Genomic DNA, 26,822 nt, shown 5'->3' on the forward strand with positions numbered 1-26,822 from the left:
CCGGACCTGTCCGGGGTGCGTGTAGCGGATCGAGAGTTCTGGGCGGGGCGGCCGGCGCACCGTACGCTGGCAACCCGCGACCGCGTACGCCGGAGGTGTGGATGTTCAAGGAGATCCTGGGCCTGCCGGCCCACGTGCTGGTGGTGCACGCGGTCGTCGTGCTCGTGCCGCTGCTGGCCCTGCTCTCCGCCGCGTACGTGGCGCTGCCCCGGTTCCGGCCCCGGCTGGACTGGGCGGTGGCGATCCTCGCCGTGGCGGCGCCGGTGACGGCCTTCGTCGCGGTCGAGTCCGGCGAGGAGCTGAACGACGCGTTCCTGGCCCGGGGCATGCAGGGCCCGATCGTGGACCAGATCCTGGAGCACTCGCGCTACGGCGACCTCCTGTTCTGGTACGCCCTGCCGCTGGCTGTGGCGTCGCTGCTGCTGCTCGTGGTGACGAGCGGGCACCCGCGCGTGCCGAGGCTGCCGTCCTGGATCACGCCGGTGCTGTCGGTCGTGGTGGTCGCGCTCGGCGTCGTGAGCCTGGTCTACGCCTACCTCACCGGCCACTCCGGCGCCGAGGCCGTCTGGGGCAACACCCTCTGACACCCGCCCCTGGCCTCCGCGATCTTGCGCTTTCGGCCCGCGTTCTGTCCCCGTTCGCGCGCTTTGCCAGGGCGGTAACTGCAAGATCGCGCTGGGGGAGTGGGGTGGGTCAGAAGATCAGGCGTGAGCAGAGCAGGCAGACCAGGATCACCAGCACCGCGCCGGCCAGCGCGCCGACGCCGTACGTGAGTCGCTGCGCCCGCTGTTCCGCCGTGTCGAGCCCGGCCATGTCCTGCGGCGGCAGCCGCCGGGGCGGTGGTGGTCGCAGGTGCACCGGCGGTCGCCACCCGGCCGGGGGCGGGGTGGTGGCCGGCGGGCCCGCGTAGCCGCCCCCGGGCGCCGGCGTCGGTGCGGCCCGGGTCCCGGACTGCTCCGGCGCGGCGTCGGGCCGCCGCCAGTACTCGTCCGGGGCGCTGCCGGAGGTGGGGGTCGTCACGCCGTCCGACGCTACCAACGCTCCGGCCCGGTGACCGGCCGGACGCGGCCGGCCCACCGGCGGGTCGGCGCGGACAGCCCCGGTCAGCCGTGGCCGGGCAGCCTGGAGAGCCCCGGTCAGCCATGGCCGGGCAGCCTGGCGAGCCGTGACCGGACGCCCCCGGCCAGCCGTGTCGGCGGAGCCACCGGGGCACCGTGGCGGACCTGGTTCGACGCGGTGACCCGGTCGCGGCTGCGCTAGTCTTGCCGCTCGTGAGCACCGAGTTCCCTCCGACGCCGGCGGTACGCGGCGACGACGACCGTACGGTCGACCTGAGCGACGACTTCGTGGTGCTGCCCGAGCAGACCGCCGACGACACCGATCGGGGCTGGGGCGAGCGTTCCGGCGGCAACGACGACTGGCTGCTCGCGGAGCGCCCGCCGCACTGGGACTGAACCGCCTGCCAGGCGACCCACCGACATCCGAGGCTGCTTCCGCGCCTGTGGAGAAACCCCGGCGGCCTGTGGACAACGCCCCCGGGCCTGTGGATGACGCGGGCACCCTGTGGACAACCGCCTGCCGGCGACCGCGCGACCACCCCGTCGCGCCCACGGGCGTCACCAGGCGATCCGAGACGCCGCCGCGGTCGACCAGGGACCCGGGACGGCGAGCCAGGAGGCGGGGGCCGTGTCCCTAAACCGGTGGCCCGCACAGCGGGACGTGCCCGGGGCGGGCGGGGCCGGCCCCGGGACAGGATGTGGCGTGCGTCAGGAGGCGCTGGCGGTGCTGGCGGCCGGGGTCTTGCTCGCTCCGCCGCCGGAGCCGTTCGAGCTGGACGACGACGAGGACGAGGCGGCGGTCGAGCCGCTCGACGAGCCGGAGTCGCCGCCGGAGGAGGACGAGTCGGACTTCGCCGGCTTGGCGGCGCCGCCGCTGCCGGTGTCGCTGCCCGAGGTGCGGGAGTCCGTGCGGTAGAAGCCCGAGCCCTTGAACACGATGCCGACCGAGTTGAAGAGCTTGCGCAGCTGCCCCTCACACGCGGGGCACTCCGTCAGCGGCTCGTCAGAGAAGGACTGCACCGCCTCGAGCTGGTGGCCGCACGCGGTGCAGGCGTACTGGTACGTGGGCACGTTCTCCTCCGGATCTGGCACGGCCGGTTGGCACTCGACGTCTTCGAGTGCCAATGGTGCGTCATCGCCCCCGGATTCGTCCAGCGGAAGTGTGGGGCGCGACACCGCCGCCCTCAGGCGCGACCCGCCGCGTCCCCGGGGGCGGCGTCAAGCGTACGCAGGCCGTCGGCGGGAGTGACCACCGCGCGCACCGGGCGGTCGTGCGGCTCGGCGGGCAGCGACCCGACCAGCTCCCCGTCGTGCAGCGGCACCACGGTCAGCGCGGTCGCGGGCACCCGGGCCAGCGCCCGGTCGTACGAGCCGCCGCCCCGGCCCAGCCGCAGCCCCCGGCGGTCCACCGCCAGCGCCGGCACCACCACCAGCTCGGCCGCCGCCACCGCGTCCCGGCCCAGTCGCGGCCCCGCCGGCTCGCGCATGCCCCGGCCGGCGGCCACCAGCGCGTCCATGCCGGCCCAGGCCGCCCAGTCCAGGTCGAGGTCGGCACAGAGCACCGGCAGCAGCAGCTCGGCCCCCGGCGGCAGCGCCGCGTGCAGCACCGCCGGCAGGTCGGGCCCGCCCGGCTCGGAGCCGACCGGCACGTACGCCGTCATCCGGCGCGGGCGCAGCCGGCGGACGAGGGCCACCAGCTCGGCCTGGACGCGCCCGGCGGCCTCGGCCCGCGTCGGCGCGGTCAGCGCCCGGCGGGCGGCGAGCACGGCGGCGCGCACGTCCCGCTTCGCCGCTTCCGCTTCATGAGAAAAATCGGGCACGCAACACTCCTGACGCAACGTTTGTCACCTGGTTGCTCTGTGTCAGCATCGCAAGCGACGGCGGCGGAACTTCCGGGGGGACCGAGTGACGCTACGCGGGCGGTTGACCACAGCCTTCCTGGCGGTGGTGCTCGGCCCGGTCCTGCTCGGGGCGTTCTTCGTCGGTTCGACCGTGGTGGCCGTCGACCGGAGCCGTTCCACCGAGCGGCTGGCGGTGGCCGCCGCGACCGTGCGCACCTCGGTCGACGCCCTCTGTCAGCAGCTGCGGGCCGCCGCCGACGCGGTGGCCCTGACCGGCGACCGGCCCGGCGCCGCGGGCCAGGTGGTCAGCCGCGGCCTGGCGGCCGCCGTGCGGGTCACCGACGTGGCCGGCCGGGTCACCTACGCCTCGCCGGGCGGGCCGCCGGAGCCCTGGCGGGACTGCTCCACCGCCGCGCCGGCCGCCGGCCCGGTGCGGGCGCTCGCCGCCCGGGTCGACCTGCGCGACCGGTCCGGCGGGCCGCTGGGCACGGTCGCCGCGGCGCATCCGGTCGACCCGGCCTTCGTGGCGCGGCTCGCGGCCGTGACCGGCGTGGCGGTCACCCTGCTCGACGACGCCGAGGCGCCCGTCCGGCTCGCCCACACCACCGAGTCGACCGGGGTACGCGACGCCGTGCTCGCCGCCGCCGGCACGGTCGACGGCGAGCGGGTCACCGAGACCGCCGACGGCCGGTACGTCCGCCGGGTCGGCCCGTCCGCCGGGCAGCCCCTGCCGCTCGTGCTCTCGGTCCCCAGCGACCAGCCGCCCGGCCTGTACGCCGCCCTGGTCGCGGCGGTGCTCGTGGCGGCCCTGCTGGCCGTGGTGGCCGCCGGGCGGCTGGCCCGGGTGACCACCCGGCCGCTGGTGGAGCTGGCGGGCGCGGTCGACCGGGTGGCCCGCGGCGACCTGACCGCCCGGGTGCCGGTGCGCAGCCGCGACGAGATCGGCCGGCTGGCCGGCGCGTTCAACCGGATGACCCGGGAGACCGGCACCTACGTGGCGGCGCTGACCAGCAGCCGCGACCAGTTGCGCGGGCACCTCGCGGTGCTGGGGGACACCCTGGCCAGCACGCACGACCTGCAACGCATCCTGCGGGTGATCCTGCACAGCGCGATCGCGGCGACGGGCGCCCGGGCCGGCGCGGTGCTGCTGGTCGACGACGGCGGGGTGCTCGTGGCGCAGTGCGCGGAGGGGCTGGACGGGCGCTGCCCGCCCGAGGAGCGGGCCGGGCCGCTGCGGGTGCCGCTGGGCAGCGGCGTGCTCGGGGCCGTCGCGGCGACCGGCGAGCCGCAGCGCGGCCGGGCGGAACCCTCCGCCGTGCCGCCGGGCGAGCCGCGCTGCCGGACGTACGTCGCGGTGCCGTTCGCCGCCCCGGGCGCCCCGGGCGCGGTCGACGCCGCCGCCCGCGCGGACGCCCCGCCCGCCCGGCCCGGGTCGTCGGAGCCGGCCTCCCCGGCCGGGGCGCTCGGTGTACTGGCCCTCTACGACCGGCTCGGCGCGGACGAGTTCGACGACGACGACCTGGTGACCCTGCGGACCTTCGCCGGCCACGCCGCCGTGGCGGTGGACAACGTGCGGGTGCACGAGGAGGCGCAGCGGCTCTCGCTGACCGACCCGCTGACCGGGCTATGGAACTACCGCTACCTGCGGGAGTCGATCCGCCGGGAGGTCGAGCGGGCGAACCGGTTCGGCCGGATGCTCAGCGTTCTCGCCCTCGACCTGGACCGGTTCAAGGACGTCAACGACACGCACGGACACGCGGCCGGCGACGCCGTGCTGGCGGAGTTCGCCCGCCGGGTGCGGGGCGAGATCCGCGAGGTCGACCTGGCCTTCCGGCAGGGCGGCGAGGAGTTCGTGGTGCTGCTGCCGGAGACCGACGCCCGGGGGGCGGCGATCGTCGCGGAGCGGCTCGGCGCGGCGATCCGGGAGGCCCCGATCACGGCCGACGGGCACGGCGGGGCCGCGCCCGTGGCCATCGCGGTGACCGTCTCCATCGGCATCGCCGTCTATCCCGGCCACGCCAGCACGGGCCAGGAGGTGTTGGACGCCGCCGACGACGCGCTCTACGCCGCCAAGGCGGGCGGCCGGGACACCTGGCGGATCGCCGACGACCGGGCCGACGACGAACCGGCTGACCCGGGCCCGGCGCACGACGAGCGGGCGGACGGCGGCCGGGCGGACGACGAGCGGGCGGGCGGCGGCCGGGGCGGCGAGGAGCGGCCGGGCGGCGGCCGGGCCGGCGAGGAGCCGGTCGCCCACGGCCGGGCCGACCCGCCGGCCCGGGAGATCCCCGTCCCGGCGGGCGCGGTCAGCCCCGAGGACGGGCTGCCGCGCGCCGGCGCCCCGCGCCAGCCGGCCCGGACCCGCCCCGAACCGGCCGATCCGGTCGACGCCGAGCCGCGCGGCGCGCCGGCCGGACCCGGGGCCGAGCCCCGGACCGCGCCGGCCGGACCCGGTCCCGCGCGGCCCGGCACGAGCGGCGGCGCGTCTTCCGGTCCTCACCCTCCACGGCAGAGCCGTGGCCGATAGTCTCGCGACATGTCGGAGCACTCAGCGAACCCCTCAACGGCGACCGCCGCAACCGGTCGCTCCCGCGCGGTCAAAGCAGTCATCCCGGCCGCCGGACTGGCCACCCGGTTCCTGCCGGCCACGAAGGCGGTGCCCAAGGAGCTGCTCCCGGTGGTCGACCGGCCGGTGCTGCAGTACATCGTCGAGGAGGCCACCCAGGCCGGCATCGGCGACGTCCTGCTGATCACCGGGCGGGGCAAGACGTCGATGGTGGACCACTTCGACCGCCGCCCCGACCTGGAGGCCCGGCTGGAGGAGAAGGGCGACGCCGAGCGGCTGGCCGCCGTGCGCCGCCCCAGCGAGCTGGCCGAGATCTACACCTGCCGGCAGCCCGAGCAGCTCGGCCTCGGCCACGCCGTCGGTTACGCCGAGTCGCACGTCGGCGACCAGCCCTTCGCGGTGCTGCTCGGTGACGAGTTCGTGAAGCAGTCCGAGCCGCTGCTGCCGGCCATGTTGGAGCTCCAGGCCCGCACCGGCGGCGTCGTGCTGGCCTTCTTCGAGGTCGACCCCTCCGAGACCAAGCGCTACGGCATCGCCTCGGTCGAGCCGGCGGAGGCGGAGCTGACCGACATCGGCGAGGTCGTCCGGGTCACCGGCATGGTGGAGAAGCCCAAGCCGGAGGACGCGCCGAGCAACCTCGCGGTGCTGGGCCGCTACGTGCTGCCCGCCAGCATCTTCGACGCGATCCGGCGTACGAAGCCGGGCAGCGGTGGGGAGATCCAGCTGACCGACGCGATGGAGCTGCTGCGCAACGAGGGCACGCCGGTGCACGCGATCGTCTACCGGGGCACCCGCTACGACACCGGCATGCCGCTGGGCTACCTCCAGACCGTGGTGCAGATCGCCGCCGAGCGCGACGACCTCGGCGGCGAGTTCCGCAAGTGGCTGGCCGAGTTCGTCAACTCCGACGTGTCGGGCGTGACTGGTACATGACAGCGTCGGCCGACGCCGAGGCGGCCGCGAACGAGTTGATGCCGCTCGCCGACTACCTGGGCAGCGTGCTGCGCAGGTTACGCGCGCTGCCTCCGCTCGACCTCGACCTCACCCAGGCGCACGGCAACGTCCTCGCCGAGGACGTCGTCGCGCCGCACTCCTTCCCTGCCTTCGACCAGGCGGCCGTGGACGGGTACGCGGCCCGCTGGGAGGACATCTCCGGAGGCGGTCGGGGCGTGGGCTACGTCCCGACCCAGTCCGGCGGGCCGGGCGGGCGCAACGTCCGGCTCAACGTCGTCGGCGACCTCGGCGCGGCGAGCTGGCGCCCGGTGCGGCTCACCCCCGGCGCGTGCTTCTCCGTCGCCGCCGGGGCGCCGCTGCCGCTCGCCGCGGACGTGGTGGTCCCCGTCGAGTGGACCGACCAGGGCATGGCCGCGGTGGAGATCTTCCGCGTCCCCAAACGCGGGTACGGGGTACGCCGGGCCGGCGAGGAGCTGCCCGCCGGGACCCTGCTGGCCCGGGCCGGCACCTACGTCTCCCCGGCGCTGGTCGCGGTGTTCGCCGCCACCGGCATCGGGCACGTGGTGGTCCGGCCCAGCCCCCGGGTGGTCATCGTGGCCACCGGCGACGAGCTGGTCGACGTGGGCCGGGGCAGCCAGCCCGGCCAGACGGTCGACGCCAACTCGCACGCGCTCACCGCGGCGGCGGCCGAGGTGGGCGCCTTGGCGTACCGGGTGGGCATCTGCGACGACGACCCGGAGGGGCTGCGCGGGCTGCTGGAGGACCAGACGCTGCGCGCCGACCTGATCATCACCACGGGGGGCACCGGCACCGGGCCGGGCGACATGGTGCGGCGGATCCTCTCCCGCCGCGAGGGCGGCCGGGCCGGGCCGGTCATGTTCACCGAGGTGGCGCTCTATCCCGGCACCTCCCTCGGCTTCGGCACGGTCGGCGCCGAGGAGGTGCCGGTGGTGTGCCTGCCCGGCGACACGGGCGCCGCCCTGATCGGCTTCGAGGTGCTGGCCCGCCCGGCGATAAACCTGCTCGCCGGGGCGGAACCGGTGTTCCGGCCCAGCGTCCGCGCGCACCTGCTGGAGACGATCTCGTCCCCGGTCGGGCTGCGCGAGTTCCGCCCCGCGCACGTCGCCGAGCGGCGCGGCGGTGGCTACACGGTCCAGCCGCTCAACGGCGGGCCGTACACCCTCTCCGGGTTGGCCGAGGCGAACGGCCTGTTGGTGCTCGGCGAGCGGGTGACCACCGCGGCGGCCGGGTCCACCGTGGACGTCCTCCTGCTGGACCGTCGCCGGTGAGCGTGGCCTCCCGGGCGCGGCTGGACGGACGGTGCGGTGCGGGCAGGAGTGCGCTTGCGATGACGCGGTCGTGAGCGGAAGCTGACGCGGTGAATCTGTTCGGGGGTGGGCGGGCGCCGGGGTGGCCGGCGGTGCTGAACGATGGCCCGGTGGTGCTGCGGCCCTACCGGCGGGCGGACGCCGCCGCCTGGTCGGAGGTGCGCCGCGCCAACCAAGAGTGGCTCGCGCCGTGGGAGTCGTCCCTGCCGGGAAGCTGGCACGAGCTGAACTCGCCGGCCGCGTTCCGCTGGGTGCACCGCGACCAGCGCCGGTCGGCGCGCAGCGGCGAGGGGATGCCGTTCGCGGTCTGCCTGCGCGAGGACGGCCGGGAGCGGCTGGTCGGCCACCTCAACGTGGGCAGCATCGTCCGGCGGGCGTTCTGCTCCGGGTACGTCGGCTACTGGGTCGACTCCCGGGTGGCCGGTCGCGGCATCATCCCGACCGCGTTGGCGCTCGCCGTCGACCACGCCTTCGGCGCGGGCGGGCTGCACCGGGTCGAGGTGAACATCCGCCCCGAGAACCGGCCGTCCCGCCGGGTGGTGGAGAAGCTGGGCTTCCGCGAGGAGTCGTACCACGTGCGCTACATGCACATCGACGGTGCGTGGCGGGACCACATCGGATACGCGATGACCAGTGAGGAGGTCGCCGCCGAGGGCGGCCTGCTGGGCCGCTGGCACCGGATCCGCGCCGTCGCGGGGTGAGCCGTCCCACGGACGGGATCGGCGCGGCGCGTCACCATCCGCGTCGGCGGCCCGTAACCTCAAGTGACTGCAAGCTGTGGCAAGCGCTGCTCCACCCGTACGATCCACGCACCCGACCACGCTCGGTGGAAGATCCTGCGGTCGGGCGGCGGTTGCTCCGAATTCGGTGACGGGAGGGGTGAGGGTGCCGACCTCGGTGCTCCTCGCCGTCCTCGCCGCCGCCGGCCTGCTCGCCCTCGCGCCGGCGCTGGTCCGCCGGTACGACGCCACCGAGCGGCTGGTGGCGGAGCGGGCGCAGTCGACGGCGCGGGTGCTCCAGCGCCGCCGGCGGCGTCGTACTGTCCCGGGGCGGAAGCCGGTCCACCCGCCCCGATCCCTCGTCGTCACCCTGAGCGAGAGCAAGGACGCGGGGGGTCTCGCGGCCCCGGTCTCCGCGCCACCCGCCGCCCGCCGGTCGAGCCGGCTGCGCGCCGTGCCGCCCGCCGGGAAGAAGAACCGCCGCCGGCCGCCGTCCCGCCGGCAGCACACCCCCGCCGTCTACCGCCGACGCCGGGTGCTCGCCGCGCTGCTCCTGCTCAACTTCGTCGAGCTGATCGGCGTGATCGTGGTCGGCCCCGGCTTCTGGATCAGCTTCGGGGTCACCGCCACCCTGCTGGTCGCGTACGTCGTACACCTGCGGGCGCGGGCGGTGGCGGATCGCCGGCGGCGGCGGGCGCAGGCCCGGGAGGCGGCGTGGCTGGCCGCCCGGCAGGCTGAGGTGCGGCGGGAGCAGGCCCGTCGGGCGGCGGCCCGCCGGGAGGCGCAGCGCCGCCTGGCGGCCCAGCGCGAGGTGGTACGCCGCGCCGCGATGGGCCTGGACCGGCCGGCCGACCTGCCCGCGGCGGCCAACGGCGGCTCCGTGTCCTACCGGCGTACGGGCGGCCTGCGGGGCCGCCCGTACCAGTCCGGTCGCGGCACCCACTCGGCTTGAGTGTCGGTTTCCGACGCGGCCCGGATGTCCGCTTCCGGCGTCGCCGATCCGATCCTCCGAGGGTCGGTTCTCGCCAAGATCCCGCCGCGCCGGGGGTGGATTCGCGGCGGGGGCGGTCGACCTGTTAGCCTTGGCGCCGGCCCGCCCGGTGAAAGCCGGGTGGGACCGACGCCGGTTCGCCGGCGGAGGGGCTGTGGCGCAGACCGGTAGCGCACCTCGTTCGCATCGAGGGGGTCAGGGGTTCAAATCCCCTCAGCTCCACCCAGTTCAAAGGCCGTTTCCCGTCGTGGGAGACGGCCTTTTTCGATCTTGTGCAGCAGTGAAGTACAGCAGTCGTCGACCGCAGGGTCGATGGGGCTGGCCGCGAGCTAATCCGGCAGCGGCGTGGGATGCATCGTCAGGTAGATCAGCCCCTGCTCCTCGTGAATGGTGCAGCTCAGTTCGTAGGGCTCCGCAGCGCCGATGCGGAAGATGAGGGTGACCCGATCCGCACGAAACTCTGTGTGCCGGTGGGCTCCCCAAACACGCCGGTGATCTCCTGTCGGTGCTGCCCTGCCCGCAGGGGGAGCCTCAGCGCGTCGATCATGTTCTGGACCGTTGACTCCGGCAGGGCGACGAGGTCGATCGCCACCGAACGCGTTACCTCGGGAGCCGACTGCCGCTACTATCCCGGATCCACACTCATTGAGTCCATGCGAGCCGCGGCCAGGTACTACAGCACCCCCACGAGGACGCGGCATCCTCATGTCTAGACAACCCGCCCACGTAGTCCACCTCCCACCCAACGTCCGCCAGGCCGTGACGATCGCGTGGGTGGTCACCCGCCGCCGTGGGCTGGGCGATCGCTGCCGCTCCGCTGTGCGGCGTGCCACCGGAGTACGTGGTCCAGGCGCGCGGTGAGCCGACGCTACGCGGATCCGCCCCCGACCCGAGCGAGCGGTGGCGGTGAGGCATACGACGCCGGACCGCCGCAGGCGGATCGAGCTGGTGACGTCGGGGGCCTGAGATCTGCTGCTCAGGCTCCTGACGTCTCGGCCGAGGCCAGTCTCCTGCTGGCGGTAGCGCTCATCTGCATCACCGGGCTCGGTCGGTCGGGCCGCCAGCCTTGCCGGAGCGCTTCCCGGATGGTGTCCGCAACCTCGGTCGGACGAACCGCCCTCCCAGAGGACACGATCCAGTTGTCCGGTCGCGGGAAGTCGGTCGTGACGACAAGTACCGAGCCCGGATCCTGCTCCAGCTCAACGGCATAGGTCAACGCCGTCTCGGCCAGTCCCTGGCTGTACGTGGGCTTCGGGCGGATCCGCCAGCGATAGGTGATGTCGTCGACCGAGATGAGGCGGCTGCCCTTCTTCGGAATGGCCATTGAATTTCTCCGCTCAGGTAATTTCCGGACGTTGCCGAAAGGGCGTAGAGGTCGACCAGGAAGGCTGCGTGCTCGTCGTGGGACTCGAACAGGTCATGCCGGGCGAGGTCGTCAACGGAGGCAATCGGCCGGACTCCCTGGGCAGTACAGCTAGCGAGCCGGGTTGCTCAGCCTTGTGGCTCGATGCTGGCGAGCAGGTCGGTGACTCGGGTCTTGATGTCGTCGCGGATCTGGCGGACGACGTCGAGGGGTTGGCCGGCGGGGTCGGTGAGCTTCCAGTCCTCGTAGCGCTTGCCGGGGAATACGGGGCAGGCGTCGCCGCAGCCCATGGTGATGATGACGTCGCTGGCTTCGGCCGTGTCCCAGGTGAGTTGGGCCGGGGTCTGGTCGATGATGTCGATGCCGACCTCCCGCATGGCGTCGACGGCGACGGGGTTGATCTGGTCGGCGGGTGCGCTGCCAGCGGAGCGGACCTCGATGGTGTCTCCGGCGAGGTGGCGCAGCCAGGCGGCGGCCATCTGGGAGCGGCCGGCGTTGTGGACGCAGACGAACAGGACGCTGGGCTTGTCGCTCATCGGTGATGTTCTTCCTGTCAGATGAAGATCGGGCTGCGGCGTTCGATGAGGGTGACGTCGCGCCAGGTTCCGTGGTGGCGGCCGACGCGTTCGCGGGTGCCGACGGTGCGGAAGCCGCAGGCGGTATGTAGGGCGAGGCTGGCGGTGTTCTCGGGGAAGACGCCGGATTGGATGGTCCAGATGCCGGCCTGCTCGGTGGAGGCGATCAGGGCGTCGAGCAGGCGACGGCCGACTCCATGGCTGCGGGCGTCGGGGTGGACGTAGACGGAGTGCTCGACCACCCCGGCGTAGACGCACCGGTCGGACACGGCGGAGCAGGCGACCCAGCCGAGGACCCGGCCGGTGGGGTCGACGGCCACCCAGCGGTGACCGGGTAGCCGGCTGGCGGTGAACTGTTCCCAGGTGGGCGGTTCGGTTTCGAAGGTGGCATTGCCGGTGGCGATGCCGAGCCGGTAGATATCCAGCACGGCGTCGGCGTGCTGGTTGCCCATGGCGGCGATGGTGATGCCGGTGGTGCTGGCGGGGGAGGTCATCGGTTCTCCTGGACGAGGTGCGGCACGACGACGGCGTCGGCGGAGTCGGCGGCGTGGGGGTACCAGGCGGCGAGGGCGGCGACGGCGACCAGGCCGCCAACGAGCTGGGCGGCGACGAAGCCGGGCACCGAGGCCGGGGCGATTCCGGCGAAGGTGTCGGTAAAGGCCCGGCCGATGGTGACAGCGGGGTTGGCGAACGAAGTCGACGAGGTGAACCAGTAGGCCGCGCCGATGTAGGCGCCCACAGCGGCAGGGGCGGCGGAGGTGCGGGCCGAGCGGGCGAGGGCGAAGACCAGGACGACCAGGCCGGCGGTGGCGACCACCTCGGCCAGCCACAAGTGCCCCCCGGTCCGCTCGGTGCGGGACCAGGCCACGGCCGGCAGGTCGAACATCAGGCCGGCCAGCACCGCCCCGGTGATGGCTCCGCCGGTCTGAGCGGTGGTGTAGGCGGCGAGGGCGCGGGCGGTCAGGCCGGTGCCGGCGCGGCGGCCGAGCCACCAGTCGACGGCAGAGACAACCGGGTTGAAGTGCGCCCCGGACACCGGCCCGAACATGAGGATCAGCGCGCCCAGGGCGAGGGCGGTGGCAATCGCGTTTTCCAGGAGCTGGAGCCCGATGTCGGTGGGAGAGAGCCGGGCGGCGGCGATCCCGGAGCCGACGACCGCGGTGACCAGCAGTGCCGTACCGGTGAACTCAGCCGATGCCCGACGAGTCAGGGTGAGGGTCACGCGGTGGCCTGCGCGGATGTGGTGGAGATGTCCAACAGCGCGCCGAGTTGCCGAAACGCTTCCGGGCGGACCCGGTACCAGACCCAGGTGCCGCGTCGGTCGGAGTCGACCAGGCCGGCCTCGCGCAGCACCTTGAGGTGGTGGGAGATGGTCGGCCCGGACAGGTCGAACGCCGGGGTCAGGTCGCAGACGCAGATCTCCGGCACCGAGGCGATCATCGACATCAGCCGCAGCCGGATCGGGTCGCCCAGGGCCTTGAACATCGGCGCGACCACCGCCGCTTGGTCGGCATCCAGGGGGCGGACGGCGATCGGGGAGCAGCAGGCCACGGCTTGGAGGTCCACCACCGGCAGCGCTTGTTTCGACATGCCTCTAGGTTGACATATCTCGAAACAGGGTGCAACGTAGGTCCTGCTTCGAAAATCATCTAGGCAAGGACGAAGCGATGCCCAAGCTGTTCTCCCGTCGCCGCACCACCCACGCCCAGGGGGTGACGCTCTGCGAGTCGTGCGGGCAGGTCTGCACTGCGGACTGCCATGCCGACGCCTGCTACGAGCGCACCCGCACCACCGCTCTCACCAGCCACCACATCCGCTAACCCTCAGGAGGGGAAACCATGTCCCGTATCCAGCTCGCCCTGCGCGTGTCCGACCTCGAAGGCTCCGTCGCCTTCTACTCGAAGCTGTTCGACAGCGAGCCGGCCAAGCGTCGCCCCGGCTACGCCAACTTCGCCATCGAGAACCCTCCCTTGAAGCTCGTGCTGCTCGAAGGCGAGCCCGACCAGCCGACCGTGATGGACCACCTGGGCGTCGAGGTGTTCAGCACCGACGAGGTCAACGCCGCCACCAACCGCCTCACCGACGCGGGCCTGATCACCCTCGAAGAGAACAGCACGGAATGCTGCTACGCCCTCCAGGACAAGGTCTGGGTACGCGGCCCCGGCAACGAGCCCTGGGAGGTCTACACCGTCAAAGCCGACTCCGACCAACTGGAGAAGGCCACCGAGAGCGCCTGTTGCACCCCGAATGCCGAGAAGGAGCCGGCTGTCGCCGGGGCCGCGCCGAGTTGCTGCTGACCGATGGCATGTGCGCGCCTGGCGGCGACTGGCTGTCAGGCGCGCACATCCGTCGTTCGTGATCGAGCGGGGCAGGGCTCACTCCGGTCCTTGTCGGCCGGGCCGGTGGCCTGCTCCAGGCCGTCAGCGGCCGGACGGCGACGACCAATAACGACCGGAGACAACCACGTTTGCCCAGCTCACCGGCCGTGATGCAGATACCGACCAGTCGATGCGGCTAGGGCTTACCTGTAGTTGGTGAACTGGTGGCAGCCGATCAGGGCGCGTAGCTGGGGTCGGCGACGGTCGCGGCGATGCGGGTGAGCCAGTGCAGGTCGTTGGCTCGAGATTCTGGACTGGCCTCGGGGTTGAGGATGCTACGTAGAAATACGGCGACGTCGTCGAGGTGCCGCTCGCTGCGGTAGTAGCTCAGCATCGTCTGGTCCGGTTCTAGCGGCCCATAGCCTCGGCGGAAGAGTTCGGCGCGGCGCGCGTTGATCGGGTGGTCGCCGAAGTCTTGGCTGTGGATGAACATCAGGTCCCGCTCGCGCGGCGCGAGGATCGGCGCATCCCAGTCCACGACGTGCAATGGACCGTCGCCGTCAGCGATCAGGTTGCCGGGGTGGATGTCGGCGTGGCAGATCACGTGTTGGGCTTGCGTCACGCGGGAGGCCAGGTCGTCGACCGCCTCCGACAACCGATGCAGCGCGCCACCGTACCGGTCCCAGAAAGCGCCGAGGGCCTTGCTCGCCGCAGCCTGCTCGCCAAGGATTTGCAGCCGCTCGCCGGCGCTTGATCGGTAGGTCTCGACCGGCAGGACGGCTGCGATGTCGGCGCTCGGCGTAACCGCATGCAGGCGACCCAGGAACTCGCCGTACTCGATCCACTGGCGGTCGGTGAGGCCGCGGCCCCACAGGCTGCCGCCCTCGTGGAACGGGTAGAGCAGCAGCTGGTATTCCCCGAACCCGTGACTGGCTCCGCCGTCTGGAGGGTCGATCGGTGCTACGACCTGCCTGACGCCTTGGGCTCTGAGGAACCCGGGCAGCAGGACGGCGGCTCGGGTGAACTCGCCGCGGCGCAGCTTCAGGAAATAGCGCCCACCGTCGGACGTGTCAACCCGGTACGCCCATGCATCCCCGTCGAGCCCGACCGGCATGAACACGAGATCGGCGACGTCCACGGCCCAGGCGGCGGCCACCTCGGCCGCCAGAAGCCGGTCGTCAACGCCAGGCTTGTCGATCACCGACGGAGCGTTGCAGTTCGCAGGCCGGCCGGCAAGGGATTTGCCACCTGTAGGCGGAGTCAGCAGCGAGCCAGCAACAGGCCGCCATACGACGGCGAGGGACGGGAAGGAGAGACTGGGGCCCGTGCCTGAACACGATGCCAGGCGGGGACGGCCTTTTAGATCCTGTAGAGCGGCTTGCCGAAACTGATCGCGAGCTGGTCAGGCAGTCCGTGTTCCGCTTCGACGTCTGGGCCGGACTGCGACTGGCACGTAGGGATCATCCTGCTCTAGCCGTGCTGTCGACGAGCCGCAGCGTGAACGCCGAGTCATGGCGGGCGGGTATGCGGGGCGGCGACTTTACCCAGCTCAGCGCCGTTCTCACTACGCGGGAAGCGGCCTCTGGGTTCGGTACGGTAGCGGCGGGCCAGGCACGCTCCGTTGCCGCTGACGCCCGAAGGGTGGAGGAAGTAGGTATGTCGGTCTACGACGTCATCGTCGTGGGGCTCGGTGGGATGGGCAGCAGCGCCGCCTACCATCTGGCCGCGCGGGGGCAGCGCGTGCTCGGTCTGGAGAGGTTCGGGCGGGCGCACGACCGCGGGTCGAGCCACGGCGGCTCGCGCATCATCCGGCAGTCGTACTTCGAGGACCCGGCCTACGTACCGCTCCTGCTCCGGGCGTACGAACTGTGGGAGAAGCTGGAACACGACGCCGGGCGGGAGATCATCTCGCTCACCGGCGGGGTGTTCGTCGGCCAACCGGAGAGCCTCGCGTTCGCCGGCAGCCTGCGTGCGTCGCGCGAGTGGAACCTGCCGCACGAGATCCTCGACGCGGGTGAGCTGCGCCGCCGCTTCCCGACGTTCAGCCCCCGGGACGACGAGCTGGCGCTCTTCGAGGCCAAGGCGGGCTTCGTGCGCCCCGAGGCGACCGTCACCGCTCACCTCGACCTCGCTGCCCGGCACGGCGCCGACCTGCGCTACGGCGAGCCGGTGGCGCGCTGGCAGGTGCTGCCCGAGGGCGGCGTACGCGTGACGACCGAGAAGGGTTCCTACACCGCCGGCCGGCTCGTCGTCTGCCCGGGTGCCTGGGCGCCCGAACTCCTCGCCGACCTCGGTGTGCCGTTGACGGTCGAGCGGCAGATCATGTACTGGTTCCAGCCGGAGACCGGGGTCGGCCCCTTCGAGCCCGGGCGGCATCCCATCTACATCCACGAGGACGCCGCCGGCACGCAGGTGTACGGCTTCCCGGCCATCGACGGGCCCGACGGCGGCGCCAAGGTGGCCTTCTTCCGTGGCGGTGCGGTCTGCACGCCGGACACCATCGACCGGCAGGTGCACCCGGAGGAGGTGCAGGACATGCGGCAACATCTCGCCGGAGTCCTGCCGACCCTTCCCGGCCGGTTCCTGCGGGCCGCGACCTGCATGTACACCAACACGCCGGACCAGCACTTCGTGATCGCGACGCACCCGCGGCACCCGCAGGTCACCGTCGCGTGCGGGTTCTCCGGGCACGGCTTCAAGTTCGTCCCGGTCGTCGGGGAGATCCTCGCCGATCTGGCGACGAGCGGCGCGACCGCACACCCCATCGGGCTCTTCGATCCGCGACGCGACTTCTCCGGATAGCCCCCGACACGGAGCACCGCCCCCGGCGCGCGGCCGGGGGCGTGGCGACGTGCCGGGTCAGGTGGTGAAGTTGTCCCGCGCGTCCCGAGCGTCCTCCTGAACGTGCTCGCCGGGCTGGTTGCCCCGTATCTCGTCCCGCTTCGCCACCTGCTCCGCCTGTGCCCGCTCGCCCTGTGCCATGTCGCCCATCCGCGCCCTGGCGGCGCCGGCGACCCGCTCGACCTTGTCCTTCGCCCTCTCCAAGCTCATGTCGCCTCCCTGTCGCTTCGGCGGACCAGGGTGCTGTCCGCGCCTCCCGACCCTGCGTCCCCGCCCGTCCCCCGGTGAAAACCCTGATCAGCGGCTCGGGCCGGTCACCGAGGCGGTTGAGTGCCGGCTGAGTGTCTTCGGCTGGAACGGGCCTTTTCCGACGCCGGCGCCGCTGCGGGCGGGGTCCGCGTTCGTGCAGGCCGGCGCGCGAATCCTTGCCCGGCCGGAACCAGGGGCCGGTCAGGGACCGACCGGGGTTGGTCCCGATGTCCCCGCGCCGCCCGCGTCGGAAAGCTGGATACAGACGGCTGGCAGGTCGTCTGCGTCCATTTCGTCACAGAGGGGCTACCGTGACCGCCCGAAGACCCACAAGCAGTCGCAACACCACCGAGCGGAGGGCGGCCGGCCTGACCTTCCGGTCGCTGCGTACCTTCTTCCTCGCCACATTCGGCCTGTCCTGGGGTGCGGGCATGCTGTACGTGCTGTTTCAGGCGAAGGTCGAGGCCATTTTCGGGCCCATGGGCTACACCAACCCGGTCTTCGTTTTCATGGTCTACGCACCCGGCATCGTGGGCGTGTTCATGGTGTGGCGCCATTACGGCGTGTCGGGCCTGGGCGCCTTCTTCCGTCGCTTCGCGTCGTGGCGGATGTCGCGGTCGTGGTGGCTGGTGCTGATCGTCGGCATGCCTGCGGTGTTCTATGCCGGAGCCGCGATCGAGGGCAACCTCGCCGACCCGTTCCCCTTCTCGCCGTGGCACGCCGTGCTGCCGGCCCTGCTGGCGATGTTCTTCATCGGCCCCATCGAGGAGCTCGGCTGGCGGGGCGTGGCGCTGCCGCTGCTCCAGCGGCGCTTCTCGCCGCTGTGGGCCGGGCTCCTGCTCGGCCTGGTGGTGGCGGTCTGGCACACGCCGTCGTTCCTGGTGAGCGGGACGAAACAGTCGGCGTGGGCGTTCTGGCCGTTCTTCTTCGGGGTCGTGGCGATCAGCGTCATCCTCACGCCGATGTTCAACGCCGCACGAGGGAGCCTGCTTGTGCCGTTCCTGTTCCACGCGCAGATGAACAACCCGGTCTGGCCCGACGCCCAGCCGTGGGACATGTGGCTGTTCGTCGTGGCGGCCGTTCTGGTGGCCGCGGTGAGCCGCAAGGCCATGCTGAACCGCGGTGCGGCGGTGACCACGATCCTCGCCGGGGGCGACGACCCGGGCGACGCCGGGAACGATGCCGCGCCGGTGGACCGGTCACCCGGGACGGCGGCCGGCCGGCGCGCCGGGTGATGGTCCATGTCGTCCGGTGAACCCACCGAATCCCACGTGTCCCGCTCGCTGTCATCGGGCGAGCAGGACACGTGGGAGGGGGCCGTCGGTCAGGCGTAGTAGTTGACGCTGACCGGCCAGGTGCCGGTCCACGGCGTCCAGCCCTGGAGCGTGGCGGGGATGCCCACGCGGGTGCTGCAGTTGATGACCTGGAAGTGCAGGTGCGGCGCGGTGGACGCGCCGGTGCTGCCCGACCAGCCGATGACCCGGCCCTGCGGGACCCAGGTGCCGGCGTTGTAGATCGCCCGGTTCAGGTGCGCGTAGTGGGTGCACTGGCCGTTCGAGTGCCGGATGATCACCTCGATGCCGTTCTGCCAGTACGGCGACCAGTTCGACATGATGATGGTGCCCGCCTGGGAGGCGGAGACCTCGTAGTTCGCCGGCAGCCCGAAGTCCCAGGCGTACTCGTTGTACGCGCCGACGTGCGAGTACGTGCCCTCCGGCCCCTGCGTGACCAGGTAGGACTCGCCGGCCGGGTACGGCAGCTCGTAGTAGTAGTTCGCGGCCGAGGCCGGGGTGGCCCCGACGACCACGGCCCCGGCGACCAGCAGCATCGCGCTCACGGTCGCGCCGATCCGGCGCAGGACCGTCTTCCCTCTGTTCACTGTGGATCCCTCTTCGGTGTGCCAGCAGAGATTCAGCACCGTCATCGTCGACCGCACCGGTGGGAACTGAACAGCACGCCGGGGGGCGGTTCAACGAACCGGGTGGACGACAGGGGTGGGATCAGGGGTCGCCGCGACTGCGGGTGACGAAGACGAGGCATCGCGTCGAGATGAACCCCGCCCGGCGTCCCGACGGCCGGCGCTCGTGCGGGCGGTCACTACGCTGCCGCCCGTGGATCGATTGATGAGCGTTTTCCTGTTCGCCGGCTGCGGGGCGTTCGCCGTCCTCCTCGGGGTCGGGCTCACCGCGCTGGTCGTGACGACCCACCGTCAGGAGCGGGAACGGCGGGACCGGTGGCGGCAGTGGGCCGCCCGGTACGGCTGGACGTACGCCGAGAGACCGCAGGTCGCCTGGACCGACCGGGTGCCGGGCCGCAGCCGCCGGGGCGTGCGGTTCGCGCTGGCCGGGATGCTGCACGGTCGCCCGGTGGGGGTGGCCGAGTACGCGTACACGGAGACGCAGACCTCGACCGGCGCGGACGGCAACCAGACGACCACCTCGCAGACCCACACGTACGTCGTCTGTTCGGTGTGGCTGCGGCGGCAGTTCCCGCCGCTGGCGGTCGCGCCGCGCCACGTGTTCTCGAAGCTGGGCCGCGCGCTGTTCGGCAGCGACAGCTACGCCACCGGGCACGAGGAGTTCGACCGGCAGTGGCGGGTGGGCGCGGCGGCCCCGGGTCAGCAGGCCCTGGTCGGGCCGACCCTGATCGGCGCGCACCTGGCGGGGGCGGTGCCGGCCTGGAGCGTGCGCGGCGCGGAGCTGATCACCTACCGGCGCGGCCGGCTGGCCGACCCGGCCCTGGTGCCGTCCCTGGTGACTCCGCTGATCACGGTCGCCGACCTGCTGGAGCAGGGCCGCTGACCGCGCACCGGCATGCCGGCGGGGAACGGTCCGGGACAGCGCGGGAGGCCGGCCCCCGAGGGGACCGGCCTCCCGTCAGCAGGTGCGGACTACGGCTTCCAGGAGCCGGCGCTCTCGAACCTGTGCTTGTACTCCAGCGCGCCGTTCTTGTCGCGGACGTCGAACACCACGGTGCCCGTGCGCTTGCTGCCCTCGCGCAGGTTGTTGCCGGAGCTCAGCGTGTCGCCGCAGCCGGAGAGCGCGCTGGCCAGGCCGTTGGTCGTGGTGCCGTCCGAGGCCACCCACTCGAAGTAGAACGGGTTGATCGAGCCCTTGCCCTTGGTCACCGTGGCGGTGACGTGGGCGATCAGGTACATGCCCTTGTCCGGGTCCGGAGCGTACTCCCGGCAGCCCTTGGTGGCGGTGGTGAACCGGGTGACCGTGACCTCGAGGGTCCCCTCGTCGTCGGAGAGGACCAGCGTGTCACCGGGCTTCATGTTGTAGGTCTCGTCGTCCTTGCCCGGCGTGGCGCTGGTGGCGGGCGAGCCACTCGGCGCGGCGTTGGTGGTCGCCGGGGTGGGCAGGGCCTTCTCCAGGTCGTCCTTCGCCTTGTCGGCGCCGGCGACGACCGCCGCGATGCCGCCGACGCAGCAGAGCAGGGTCAGCACGACCGCCACGATCGCGATGATCAGGACGGTCTTCTTCTTGTTGTTCGGCGGGGCGACGGGCTGCGGCGGGCCGAGCGGGTAGCCGGGCGCGCCGGACGTCACCTGTGGGTACGGCGTGCCGGAGATCGGCGGCTGCGGCATCCCGGACGTCGGCTGGTGCGGTGGGGCCCACGGCTCGCCCGGCGTCCCGGACACCGGCGGCTGCGGCGCGCCGGAGACCGGCGGCTGCGCCCACGGCTCGCCGGGCACGCCCGACACCGGGGGCTGCGGGGCGCCGGAGACCGGCGGCTGGGGCGCGGCCCACGGGTCGTTGGCCGGCTGCTGCGGCACGGGCGGGAGCGGGGACCACGGGTCGCCCGCGGGCTGGGGGCCGCCGGAGACCGGCGGCTGGGGCGGGTAACCGCCCTGGTTGGCGGGGAACTGCGGTGCCGGCGGGTACGGCTGCTGCTCCGGGCTCGGCTGGTAGGGATCCTGCGGCCCGTATGGGGGCTGGGGGTGACTCACCGTACTCCTAGGCACCTGACGACGACGGCAAACGCGGCTGACGCTACCGTGCGCGGACAACGGAACATCTTCGCGTGTCCGGCGGCCCGGCGTCGTCCCCTGAACGGGTCACGTGCCGGATCGAAGGGGCCAGGAGGCCGGTGGCGGGTCAGCGGGGCAGCAGCACGGCGGCGGTGCGCACCAGGGCGTCGTCGACGCTGAACCGGCCGGTGACCAGGGCCGGCGGGTCGGCCACCGGGGCGGCGTCGATCCGGGCCGGCGTGATGCGGGCGGTGAACGTGCCGGCGTCGGGGTCGAGTTCCACCAGGGCGTCGTGGAAGTCCAGCCAGGTGCCGACGATCGGATGCCACACCTTGTAGATCGTCTCCTTGGCGCTGAACACCACCGCCGGCCAGGAGGTTCCCGCCGGCAGGCGGGCGAACCGGTCCTCCTCCTCGGGCAGGCAGATCAACCGGCGTACGCCAGAGTTGAGCTCCTTGTGCCGCTCGGCGTCGATGCCGACCGACCGGACCTCGGCGCCGCGGGCCGCGACGGCCGCGCAGTAGTCCCGGGTGTGGGTGATGGCGCCGACCACGCCCGCCGGCCAGACCGGCGACCGGTCGGCCGCCGCCGGCACCGGGACCGGGGACACGCCGAGCGTCGCCATTGCGCGGCGGGCGCACACCCGCCCGGCGGTGAAGTCGCGGCGGCGGCTCTCCACCGCCCGCTCGCTGAGGCAGGCCCGCTCGGCCGGCAGCAGCTCGCCCGTCCAGTCCGCCGGCCCGGCCACCGCCACCGCCACCGACGGCGGCAGCAGGTCACGCATCGCCGCCCCCCGAGAGGTACGCCCGCACGCGCGCCCGCTCGGCGTCGAGCCCGCCGGCCGGCACCGGCGGCGACTCCGGCCACAGGTCCATCACCGGCTCGCCGTCGCGGGCCTCCCAGGTGCCCACCACCCGCCCCCGGTGCACCACCACCGGCGAGATCCAGCCGGCGGCCCGACTGACGGAGGCGCGCCGGTCGGCCGGGACGATCGTGGTGTCCTTCGTGCCCGGCCCGAGCACCCACTGGTCGAAGGCGGGCAGCAGGCGTACGGCGTCGTCGGGGCGGGCGGCGGCGATCTCGTCCACGTCGACTGCCCGGGCGTACGCGGGCCGCTCGTCGACGGTCACCGGCACCAGCTCGCCCGCGTCGACGAGCCGGGCGAACCAGCCGCGCAGCGCGGCCCGCTTCGAGCCGCCCCGGCTCAGCCACTGGTCGAAGGTCTCCGCGCTCGACGGCCCGTACGCGCCCAGCCAGGCCGGCACCACCCGGGACGCGGCCTCCTCGGGGTCGGGCAGGCCGGGCCAGTCGGGCAGCAGTGTCTCCGGCCGGGTGAAGGTGACCCGGTTGCCCTCGGTCGGCCCCTGCACCAGCAGGCCCTGCCAGGCCAGCGGCTTGAGCACGGCCCCCCACCCGGATTCGAGGTGCGCGGCGACCGTCCCGTCGCCGGTGCGTTCCACGATCTCGGCGGTGAGCTGCTCCCGGGTCAGCGTCCGGCCGTCGAGCGCGGCGGCGGCCGACTCGGCGATCGCCGCGAGCTGGTCCACGGTCACGAAGGTGCGCTGCCACGAGCCCTTCTCCCAGAACCGGCCGGCGGCCAGCAGGGACAGGCAGGCGGGCGCGTCCTCGACGCGCAGCACGTGCAGGGTGCCGCGCATCGCCCAGGTGCGCAGCAGCCGACGCCCCGCGAGCGCGGCCGCGACCGCCCCGGGCCGGGGATCGGCCTGCCGGGCGGCGACGGCCTGCTCGGCGGCGGAGGCGACCTGCGCCTGCACGCCGACGAGGCGGCCGACCACGTCGACCGGGTCCACGCCCGCCGGCCGGTGCAGCAGGTGCCGGCCGGCCCGCCAGGCCAGCACCTGGTCCACGGTCAGCGTCGCGATGGCCATGGTTGGTGAACGTACCGCAACCGCGTAACGCCGTAGCGTTCGGTGGCGCTGATGGGGCGTCGCAGGGGGGACGGCTCTCATCCATTGTCGACTCTGGTCCGCCGGGGGCGGGCCGCCACGTGAACCGGAGAGGGAGTGCGATGACCGGTGGTGTGGAGGGCTCACCGTCCCCGAGGGACGATCACGCGCCGGTGACGCCGGGCTGGACCTGCGGCACCTGCGGCGCCGACTGGCCGTGCACCACCAAGCGCGCCCGGTTGCTGGAGGAGTACCGGGTCGACCGCGCCATGCTCAGCGTCTACCTGGGCTCCTGCCTCGCGGCCGCCGCCCAGGACCTGACGCCGGCGTCCGGGACCACCCTCCAGGACCGGTTCATGGGCTGGCTGCCCCGGCAGCACCGGCGCGAGTGACGGCGCGGCCGATCAGCTCCCACCGGACGCCGGGGCCCACCCGTCCACCGTGCTCCGCACCAGGTCATGGCCCAGGTCGAGGCGGATGCCGTCCGGGTTGGTCAGCTCGGCGTCGGCGTACCACGACCGGTCGGCTTCGGGATGCGGTCCCACGAGTCCGACCCGCCCGGCGCCGAAGGCGGTGACGACGGCGGCGGGCGCGCCGGTGTTGTAGGTGGCGAGCACGATGCCCGGCGCCCCGGGTCGCAGCTCGAGCGTCGGCCCGTCCTGGAAGAACATGTGCCGGGACCTGCCGCGCCACCGGACGGGGACCACCGCGTCGTCGGCGCTGTCGACGCTCGCCCCGGCCGTCCTGATGTACTGGTCGACCTTCCCGTCGAGCAGCCCGAAGCCGGGGCGGGTGGCGGCGAGGTACGCCCCCAGGCAGAAACCGAGGTAGTGGCCGCCGTCGCGGACGAAGCCACGGATGTCCTCGGCGTGGTCCCGCAGCCTGCGCCAGGCCGGGCCGACGTTGCCGCCGCCGGGTTGGGCGTAGACCGTCGCTTCGGCCAGCGTGCTCCGCGAGATCTGCCGCTGCTCGCCGGGGCCGCAGTATTCGGTGCGGAACCCGCCGGGTGCGCTGCGCAGGAGGGCGGCCACGGCCTCGGCGCAGCCGGAACAGGCGGCCGGCCCCCGGTAGACCAGTGCCAGCGGCCGGTTGCCGTCCCCGGTGACCGCCGACACGCCGGCCCACCCGAGGGCGGCCAGGGTGCCGGCGGCGCCGGCACCGACGACGAGGCGTCGCCGGCTGATCCGCCGCTCTCTACGCAGCAGGCCCGAGCTGGTCCGTCCCATGTCGCACCCCTGCCGTTCAGCCGCGCCGCCAGGCGGTCGCGTGCCGGTCGGCGGAGGGCGGCGCCGGTCGTGCGTACATCGACATGCCGGCCCGACCTCGTGATGCTCGGCCTGGCCGGGTGACCAGTCGACCGGCGCCGCGCGAGAGCAGCGTCACGAGCCCTTCCAGCGGGCCACGGCCCGCAGTGGCCCACCAGGCGGTCGCGACCAGCACGACGACCAGGACCTGCGCGAGGTATCCGGCCGTGGGCTCGAGAGTGTCGAGTTCGGAATTGATGAACACGATGTGCGCGGTGTAGAGCGTCAGCGTCATGCTGCCGGCCGCCGCGAGGGGCACCAGCAGCACGGAGGTCGCCCGCCGTGCGAGCTGGCCGAGGAGCAGCAGGGCGGCGAGCACGGCGATCGCGCTTCCGATCGTGCCGAGCAGGTCGAGCGGGGTGCTGGTGTGCGGCGCGTCGACCGCGAGCCACCACCACGTCGAGGTGGGCGTGCTGCCGTCCCCGCCGAGCGCGAGGAGTCCGCTCGTCTCGGCCACGGTCAACCCGCTCTTCGGCTGCGTGAACCAGATCTGCTGCAGACCCTCGTATCGGTTCAGCAGGACCCACGACGCCACCGGCGCCGCCGCGGCCAGCGCGACCCCGGTGTAGAGCAGGCCGAGGAGCACCGGCATCCGGGTGAGGGTCAACCGCCCGACCACCAGCCCGGCGCAGAGGTACGCCAGCCACGTGACCGCGGGGAACTCCCCCGTCATCGACAGCTCGGTGAGCAGCGCGCCGGGAGCGTCGACGAGCTGCGCGAACGCCGGGTTGTCGTAGGTCGGTCCCGGCAGCTGCGGCAGCAGGAGCTGGCGGAGCACGGGACTGCCGGCGGCCACGGCCAGGCCGGTGACCGCCACCAACCAGGTCGGCAGGAACACCAGCGGGATGGCCAGCACGAACATCACCGCGTAGTACGGCAGGATCACCGACGCCAGGGACGCGTCGGCGTAGCCCAGTGCCAAGCCGATCGCGCCGATGACCAGGGCCCGGACGACGAGCGCCGCCACCGGGCCCGCGCCGTCGGCCAGGCGGACCCGCCGTCGACCGGTCATGAACGCGATGCCGACCCCGGCCAGCACCGCGAACAGGGCGGCCGCCCGGCCGCCGAAGATGGTGAACGACCAGGTCGGTCGGCCCAGGGCGTCGGACTGGTACAACGAGTGCACGGCGATCATCCCGAACAGCGCGACGCCACGCGCGGCGTCCACGCCGAGCAGCCGGGAGCGCCCGGCCGTCGCGGGCGGAGCGTCGCCGGCCCGGTCCAGGGCGGCGCGGCTGAGGTAAACGGTCTGTGTCATGGCCTCATCACGGTGTCGATCAGGTCGCAGCCGAGATCCGTGCCGAGCCGGTCGGCGATCGGCAACCCGGCGTCGACGTACCAGTCGTCGGTGGCTTCGGGGTGGGGGCCGACGACCCCGACCCGGCCCGCGCCGAAGGGGGCGACCATCGCGGCCACGGTGCCGTTCGGGTAGGTCGCGAGGACGTCGGCCTCGGCCTTCGGGCGCAGCCAGAAGTACGGGCCGTCCTGGAAGAAGAGCGTCCGCCGCCGGCCGCGCCAGGAGACCTGGACGACGGTGTTCCGCTCCGAGTCGACCGTGGCGGCGGACGAGGCGATGTACTGGTCGGTGTCCCCGGGCAGGAGGCCGAAGCCGGGGGTGGCCCCCGCGAGGTAGCCGCCGAGGCAGATGCCGAGGTACCTGCCGCCGGAGTGGACGAACTGCCTGATCTCGTCGCGGTGGCGCTTCAGGTGGCGGTAGCCGCGGTTGAGGGTGCCGCCCCCGGGCTGGGCGTAGAGCGTCGCCCCGGCCAGGGCCCGCCGGGTCAGCGGCAGGTCGTCCGCGTCCGGGCCGACGTAGCGGACGTCGAAGCCCCAACGGCTGGACTTGAGCAGCGCCGCCACCGCCTCCGGGCAGCCGGGCAGCGTCGCCGGCCCCCGGTAGACCAGCGCCACCGGCGGCTCCGGCGACCCGGGCAGTGGCGCGCGGACCGTCAGGCCACGGCCGGCGAGTGCCCGCCCGCCGGCGGCGAGCAGCCGACCGACGTTTCCCATCGCCATCACGGCCTCGTCGGCAGCGGGGCGTCGAGGGTCAGCGCGGTGCAGCGGACCCCGCCTCCGCCCTTGGCGAGCTCGGTCGTGTCGAGTTCGACGACCCGCAGGCCGCGCTCGCGCAGCGCGGTTGCCAGCCGCGGCGCCCCCCTGGTCATGGTCACGGTGGTGCCGTCACTGATCAGGTTGAGCGCGAAGCGCGCCGCCTCCTCGACGCAGACCTCGATCAGGTCCATGCCGAGGTCGCGCAGCCGCTGGCGGCTCGGCTCGTCGAGGGCCTCCGGGCAGTAGGCGAGCGTTCGCCCCGGCTCGACGACTCCGACCGCCAGGTCGAGGTCGTACCACTGGTGGCTCACCGTCCGCAGCGGCACGATCTCGTAGCCCAGCTCCCCCGCGAGCACGGCATGCATCCGCCGGTCGGTCCGCTGGCCGTAGCCGGCGAGCAACAGGTCGCCGCAGGCCAGGGCGTCGCCCTGCCCGCTGAACGGGTACGGCGCCTCCAGGACCTCGAAGTCGTGGTCGATCAGCCACCCCTGGAAGTACGGCAGCTCCGCCTTGCGCTCGGGTGGTGGTGCTCCCAGCACGGCCCGACGGCCCCGCACCAGGGCGGCGTTCGCGGTGAAGACCATGTCCGGGCACTCCGGCGCCGACGTCACGTACTCGATGCGGCGCCCCGCCGCCCGGTGCGCGGCGACGATGCGCTCGTGTTCGAGGATCGCCACCGCGTGATCGGGCTGGATCTCGGTGTGCATGTACGGGTTGATCTCGTAGTCGACGCGGAAGTGGGCCGCGTCGGAAACCAGCAGTGCCTTGTTCATCGAGCGTTCT

The 26,822-nt window shown here is 73.4% G+C and carries 30 protein-coding genes, 1 tRNA gene and 1 pseudogene; 14 read left to right on the forward strand and 18 right to left on the reverse strand.

The window, feature by feature from the left end; genetic code table 11:
• Positions 1 to 101 precede the first annotated feature (101 nt).
• A complete protein-coding gene (locus ACGF5G_RS02420) occupies positions 102 to 584 on the forward strand; it encodes a DUF2231 domain-containing protein (RefSeq protein WP_393258234.1) in 483 nt (160 codons plus the stop codon).
• Positions 585 to 693: 109 nt separating this feature from the next.
• Here ACGF5G_RS02420 and ACGF5G_RS02425 read toward each other — a convergent pair whose 3' ends face one another.
• Positions 694 to 1,020 (reverse strand): hypothetical protein, encoded by a 327-nt coding sequence (locus ACGF5G_RS02425; protein ID WP_393258237.1) that lies wholly within the window; start codon positions 1,018 to 1,020, stop codon positions 694 to 696.
• A gap of 251 nt (positions 1,021 to 1,271) precedes the next feature.
• Between ACGF5G_RS02425 and ACGF5G_RS02430 the strand changes: the two genes are divergently transcribed.
• Positions 1,272 to 1,454, forward strand: coding sequence for a hypothetical protein (locus tag ACGF5G_RS02430; RefSeq protein WP_350701446.1), 183 nt, complete (start codon positions 1,272 to 1,274; stop codon positions 1,452 to 1,454).
• Positions 1,455 to 1,766: 312 nt separating this feature from the next.
• Here the strand turns inward: ACGF5G_RS02430 and ACGF5G_RS02435 are convergent, their stop codons facing one another.
• Positions 1,767 to 2,150, reverse strand: a complete 384-nt coding sequence (locus tag ACGF5G_RS02435) for an FmdB family zinc ribbon protein (RefSeq protein ID WP_393258239.1) — start codon at positions 2,148 to 2,150, stop codon at positions 1,767 to 1,769.
• Positions 2,151 to 2,242: 92 nt separating this feature from the next.
• The gene (locus ACGF5G_RS02440; RefSeq protein WP_393258242.1) at positions 2,243 to 2,878 is read right to left on the reverse strand and encodes a 5-formyltetrahydrofolate cyclo-ligase; all 636 of its coding nucleotides are present in this window, start codon (positions 2,876 to 2,878) and stop codon (positions 2,243 to 2,245) included.
• An 85-nt stretch (positions 2,879 to 2,963) separates the two neighbouring features.
• Here ACGF5G_RS02440 and ACGF5G_RS02445 point away from each other — a divergent pair, with 85 nt between their 5' ends.
• The 6 genes from ACGF5G_RS02445 to ACGF5G_RS02470 all read left to right on the forward strand — a co-directional run bounded on the left by ACGF5G_RS02445 (position 2,964) and on the right by ACGF5G_RS02470 (position 9,679).
• The gene (locus tag ACGF5G_RS02445) at positions 2,964 to 5,426 is read left to right on the forward strand and encodes a diguanylate cyclase (RefSeq protein WP_393258245.1); all 2,463 of its coding nucleotides are present in this window, start codon (positions 2,964 to 2,966) and stop codon (positions 5,424 to 5,426) included.
• A gap of 9 nt (positions 5,427 to 5,435) precedes the next feature.
• Positions 5,436 to 6,398: a UTP--glucose-1-phosphate uridylyltransferase gene (locus tag ACGF5G_RS02450; protein WP_350701440.1), complete on the forward strand. Its 963-nt coding sequence runs from the start codon at positions 5,436 to 5,438 to the stop codon at positions 6,396 to 6,398.
• Entirely contained in the window at positions 6,395 to 7,708 is a 1,314-nt protein-coding gene (gene glp, locus ACGF5G_RS02455) for a gephyrin-like molybdotransferase Glp (RefSeq protein WP_357694079.1), read from the forward strand. The genes ACGF5G_RS02450 and glp overlap by 4 nt, the downstream gene beginning before the upstream one ends.
• A 131-nt stretch (positions 7,709 to 7,839) precedes the next feature.
• Positions 7,840 to 8,448: a GNAT family N-acetyltransferase gene (locus tag ACGF5G_RS02460; RefSeq protein WP_393258250.1), complete on the forward strand. Its 609-nt coding sequence runs from the start codon at positions 7,840 to 7,842 to the stop codon at positions 8,446 to 8,448.
• A 178-nt stretch (positions 8,449 to 8,626) separates the two neighbouring features.
• Positions 8,627 to 9,418: a hypothetical protein gene (locus tag ACGF5G_RS02465; protein WP_393258253.1), complete on the forward strand. Its 792-nt coding sequence runs from the start codon at positions 8,627 to 8,629 to the stop codon at positions 9,416 to 9,418.
• A 187-nt stretch (positions 9,419 to 9,605) separates the two neighbouring features.
• Positions 9,606 to 9,679 (forward strand) — tRNA-Ala (locus ACGF5G_RS02470).
• 754 nt (positions 9,680 to 10,433) lie between these two features.
• Here the strand turns inward: ACGF5G_RS02470 and ACGF5G_RS02475 are convergent.
• The 5 genes and pseudogenes from ACGF5G_RS02475 to ACGF5G_RS02495 all read right to left on the reverse strand — a co-directional run bounded on the left by ACGF5G_RS02475 (position 10,434) and on the right by ACGF5G_RS02495 (position 12,985).
• A complete protein-coding gene (locus ACGF5G_RS02475; RefSeq protein ID WP_393258256.1) occupies positions 10,434 to 10,781 on the reverse strand; it encodes a hypothetical protein in 348 nt (115 codons plus the stop codon).
• 167 nt (positions 10,782 to 10,948) lie between these two features.
• Entirely contained in the window at positions 10,949 to 11,356 is a 408-nt protein-coding gene (locus tag ACGF5G_RS02480; RefSeq protein WP_393258259.1) for an arsenate reductase ArsC, read from the reverse strand.
• Positions 11,357 to 11,373: 17 nt separating this feature from the next.
• Positions 11,374 to 11,889 carry a GNAT family N-acetyltransferase gene (locus ACGF5G_RS02485; RefSeq protein ID WP_393258262.1) on the reverse strand — a complete coding sequence of 172 codons (516 nt, stop codon included), beginning with the start codon at positions 11,887 to 11,889 and terminating at the stop codon, positions 11,374 to 11,376.
• Positions 11,890 to 11,909: 20 nt separating this feature from the next.
• A pseudogene (locus ACGF5G_RS02490) lies at positions 11,910 to 12,617 on the reverse strand (aquaporin); the annotation flags it as partial.
• Positions 12,614 to 12,985: an ArsR/SmtB family transcription factor gene (locus ACGF5G_RS02495; protein ID WP_393258264.1), complete on the reverse strand. Its 372-nt coding sequence runs from the start codon at positions 12,983 to 12,985 to the stop codon at positions 12,614 to 12,616. The pseudogene ACGF5G_RS02490 and the gene ACGF5G_RS02495, both read right to left, overlap by 4 nt.
• A 77-nt stretch (positions 12,986 to 13,062) precedes the next feature.
• Between ACGF5G_RS02495 and ACGF5G_RS02500 the strand changes: the two genes are divergently transcribed.
• A complete protein-coding gene (locus ACGF5G_RS02500) occupies positions 13,063 to 13,215 on the forward strand; it encodes a hypothetical protein (protein ID WP_393258266.1) in 153 nt (50 codons plus the stop codon).
• 18 nt (positions 13,216 to 13,233) lie between these two features.
• The gene (locus ACGF5G_RS02505; protein WP_393258269.1) at positions 13,234 to 13,692 is read left to right on the forward strand and encodes an ArsI/CadI family heavy metal resistance metalloenzyme; all 459 of its coding nucleotides are present in this window, start codon (positions 13,234 to 13,236) and stop codon (positions 13,690 to 13,692) included.
• Between the two features lie 256 nt (positions 13,693 to 13,948).
• Here the strand turns inward: ACGF5G_RS02505 and ACGF5G_RS02510 are convergent, their stop codons facing one another.
• Complete coding sequence (locus tag ACGF5G_RS02510; protein ID WP_393258271.1) at positions 13,949 to 14,914, reverse strand: phosphotransferase enzyme family protein; 966 nt, start codon at positions 14,912 to 14,914, stop codon at positions 13,949 to 13,951.
• A 455-nt stretch (positions 14,915 to 15,369) separates the two neighbouring features.
• Between ACGF5G_RS02510 and solA the strand changes: the two genes are divergently transcribed.
• Positions 15,370 to 16,515 carry an N-methyl-L-tryptophan oxidase gene (gene solA, locus ACGF5G_RS02515; RefSeq protein ID WP_393258274.1) on the forward strand — a complete coding sequence of 382 codons (1,146 nt, stop codon included), beginning with the start codon at positions 15,370 to 15,372 and terminating at the stop codon, positions 16,513 to 16,515.
• A gap of 57 nt (positions 16,516 to 16,572) precedes the next feature.
• Here the strand turns inward: solA and ACGF5G_RS02520 are convergent, their stop codons facing one another.
• Positions 16,573 to 16,764 (reverse strand): general stress protein CsbD, encoded by a 192-nt coding sequence (locus ACGF5G_RS02520; protein WP_357694091.1) that lies wholly within the window; start codon positions 16,762 to 16,764, stop codon positions 16,573 to 16,575.
• Between the two features lie 350 nt (positions 16,765 to 17,114).
• Between ACGF5G_RS02520 and ACGF5G_RS02525 the strand changes: the two genes are divergently transcribed.
• Positions 17,115 to 18,038 (forward strand): CPBP family intramembrane glutamic endopeptidase, encoded by a 924-nt coding sequence (locus tag ACGF5G_RS02525; RefSeq protein WP_393258277.1) that lies wholly within the window; start codon positions 17,115 to 17,117, stop codon positions 18,036 to 18,038.
• Positions 18,039 to 18,127: 89 nt separating this feature from the next.
• On the opposite strand, the gene ACGF5G_RS02530 is transcribed toward ACGF5G_RS02525, so the two are convergent.
• Positions 18,128 to 18,682: a M23 family metallopeptidase gene (locus tag ACGF5G_RS02530; protein ID WP_393258280.1), complete on the reverse strand. Its 555-nt coding sequence runs from the start codon at positions 18,680 to 18,682 to the stop codon at positions 18,128 to 18,130.
• 244 nt (positions 18,683 to 18,926) lie between these two features.
• Between ACGF5G_RS02530 and ACGF5G_RS02535 the strand changes: the two genes are divergently transcribed.
• Positions 18,927 to 19,604: a hypothetical protein gene (locus ACGF5G_RS02535; RefSeq protein ID WP_357457216.1), complete on the forward strand. Its 678-nt coding sequence runs from the start codon at positions 18,927 to 18,929 to the stop codon at positions 19,602 to 19,604.
• 89 nt (positions 19,605 to 19,693) lie between these two features.
• Here the strand turns inward: ACGF5G_RS02535 and ACGF5G_RS02540 are convergent, their stop codons facing one another.
• The 3 genes from ACGF5G_RS02540 to ACGF5G_RS02550 form a co-directional block, all read right to left on the reverse strand.
• Positions 19,694 to 20,755, reverse strand: coding sequence for a DUF4352 domain-containing protein (locus tag ACGF5G_RS02540; protein ID WP_393258283.1), 1,062 nt, complete (start codon positions 20,753 to 20,755; stop codon positions 19,694 to 19,696).
• 148 nt (positions 20,756 to 20,903) lie between these two features.
• Complete coding sequence (locus tag ACGF5G_RS02545) at positions 20,904 to 21,560, reverse strand: 4'-phosphopantetheinyl transferase (RefSeq protein WP_393258286.1); 657 nt, start codon at positions 21,558 to 21,560, stop codon at positions 20,904 to 20,906.
• On the reverse strand, positions 21,553 to 22,665 hold the full coding sequence (locus ACGF5G_RS02550) for a DNA glycosylase AlkZ-like family protein (protein ID WP_393258289.1): 1,113 nt from the start codon (positions 22,663 to 22,665) through the stop codon (positions 21,553 to 21,555). The genes ACGF5G_RS02545 and ACGF5G_RS02550 overlap by 8 nt, the downstream gene beginning before the upstream one ends.
• A gap of 140 nt (positions 22,666 to 22,805) precedes the next feature.
• Here ACGF5G_RS02550 and ACGF5G_RS02555 point away from each other — a divergent pair, with 140 nt between their 5' ends.
• A complete protein-coding gene (locus ACGF5G_RS02555) occupies positions 22,806 to 23,075 on the forward strand; it encodes a hypothetical protein (RefSeq protein ID WP_393258291.1) in 270 nt (89 codons plus the stop codon).
• 12 nt (positions 23,076 to 23,087) lie between these two features.
• Here the strand turns inward: ACGF5G_RS02555 and ACGF5G_RS02560 are convergent, their stop codons facing one another.
• The 4 genes from ACGF5G_RS02560 to ACGF5G_RS02575 are packed head-to-tail and all read right to left on the reverse strand — an operon-like array spanning position 23,088 to position 26,812.
• Positions 23,088 to 23,909: a BPL-N domain-containing protein gene (locus ACGF5G_RS02560; RefSeq protein WP_393258293.1), complete on the reverse strand. Its 822-nt coding sequence runs from the start codon at positions 23,907 to 23,909 to the stop codon at positions 23,088 to 23,090.
• A 16-nt stretch (positions 23,910 to 23,925) separates the two neighbouring features.
• Complete coding sequence (locus ACGF5G_RS02565; RefSeq protein WP_393258296.1) at positions 23,926 to 25,245, reverse strand: heparan-alpha-glucosaminide N-acetyltransferase domain-containing protein; 1,320 nt, start codon at positions 25,243 to 25,245, stop codon at positions 23,926 to 23,928.
• Positions 25,242 to 26,003 carry a BPL-N domain-containing protein gene (locus tag ACGF5G_RS02570; protein WP_393258298.1) on the reverse strand — a complete coding sequence of 254 codons (762 nt, stop codon included), beginning with the start codon at positions 26,001 to 26,003 and terminating at the stop codon, positions 25,242 to 25,244. The genes ACGF5G_RS02565 and ACGF5G_RS02570 overlap by 4 nt, the downstream gene beginning before the upstream one ends.
• The gene (locus ACGF5G_RS02575; RefSeq protein ID WP_393258301.1) at positions 26,003 to 26,812 is read right to left on the reverse strand and encodes a dimethylarginine dimethylaminohydrolase family protein; all 810 of its coding nucleotides are present in this window, start codon (positions 26,810 to 26,812) and stop codon (positions 26,003 to 26,005) included. The genes ACGF5G_RS02570 and ACGF5G_RS02575 overlap by 1 nt, the downstream gene beginning before the upstream one ends.
• Positions 26,813 to 26,822: the final 10 nt, after the last annotated feature.

The sequence above is a fragment of the Micromonospora sp. NPDC047730 genome (genome assembly GCF_043204765.1).
Taxonomy (GTDB): Bacteria; Actinomycetota; Actinomycetes; order Mycobacteriales; family Micromonosporaceae; genus Micromonospora.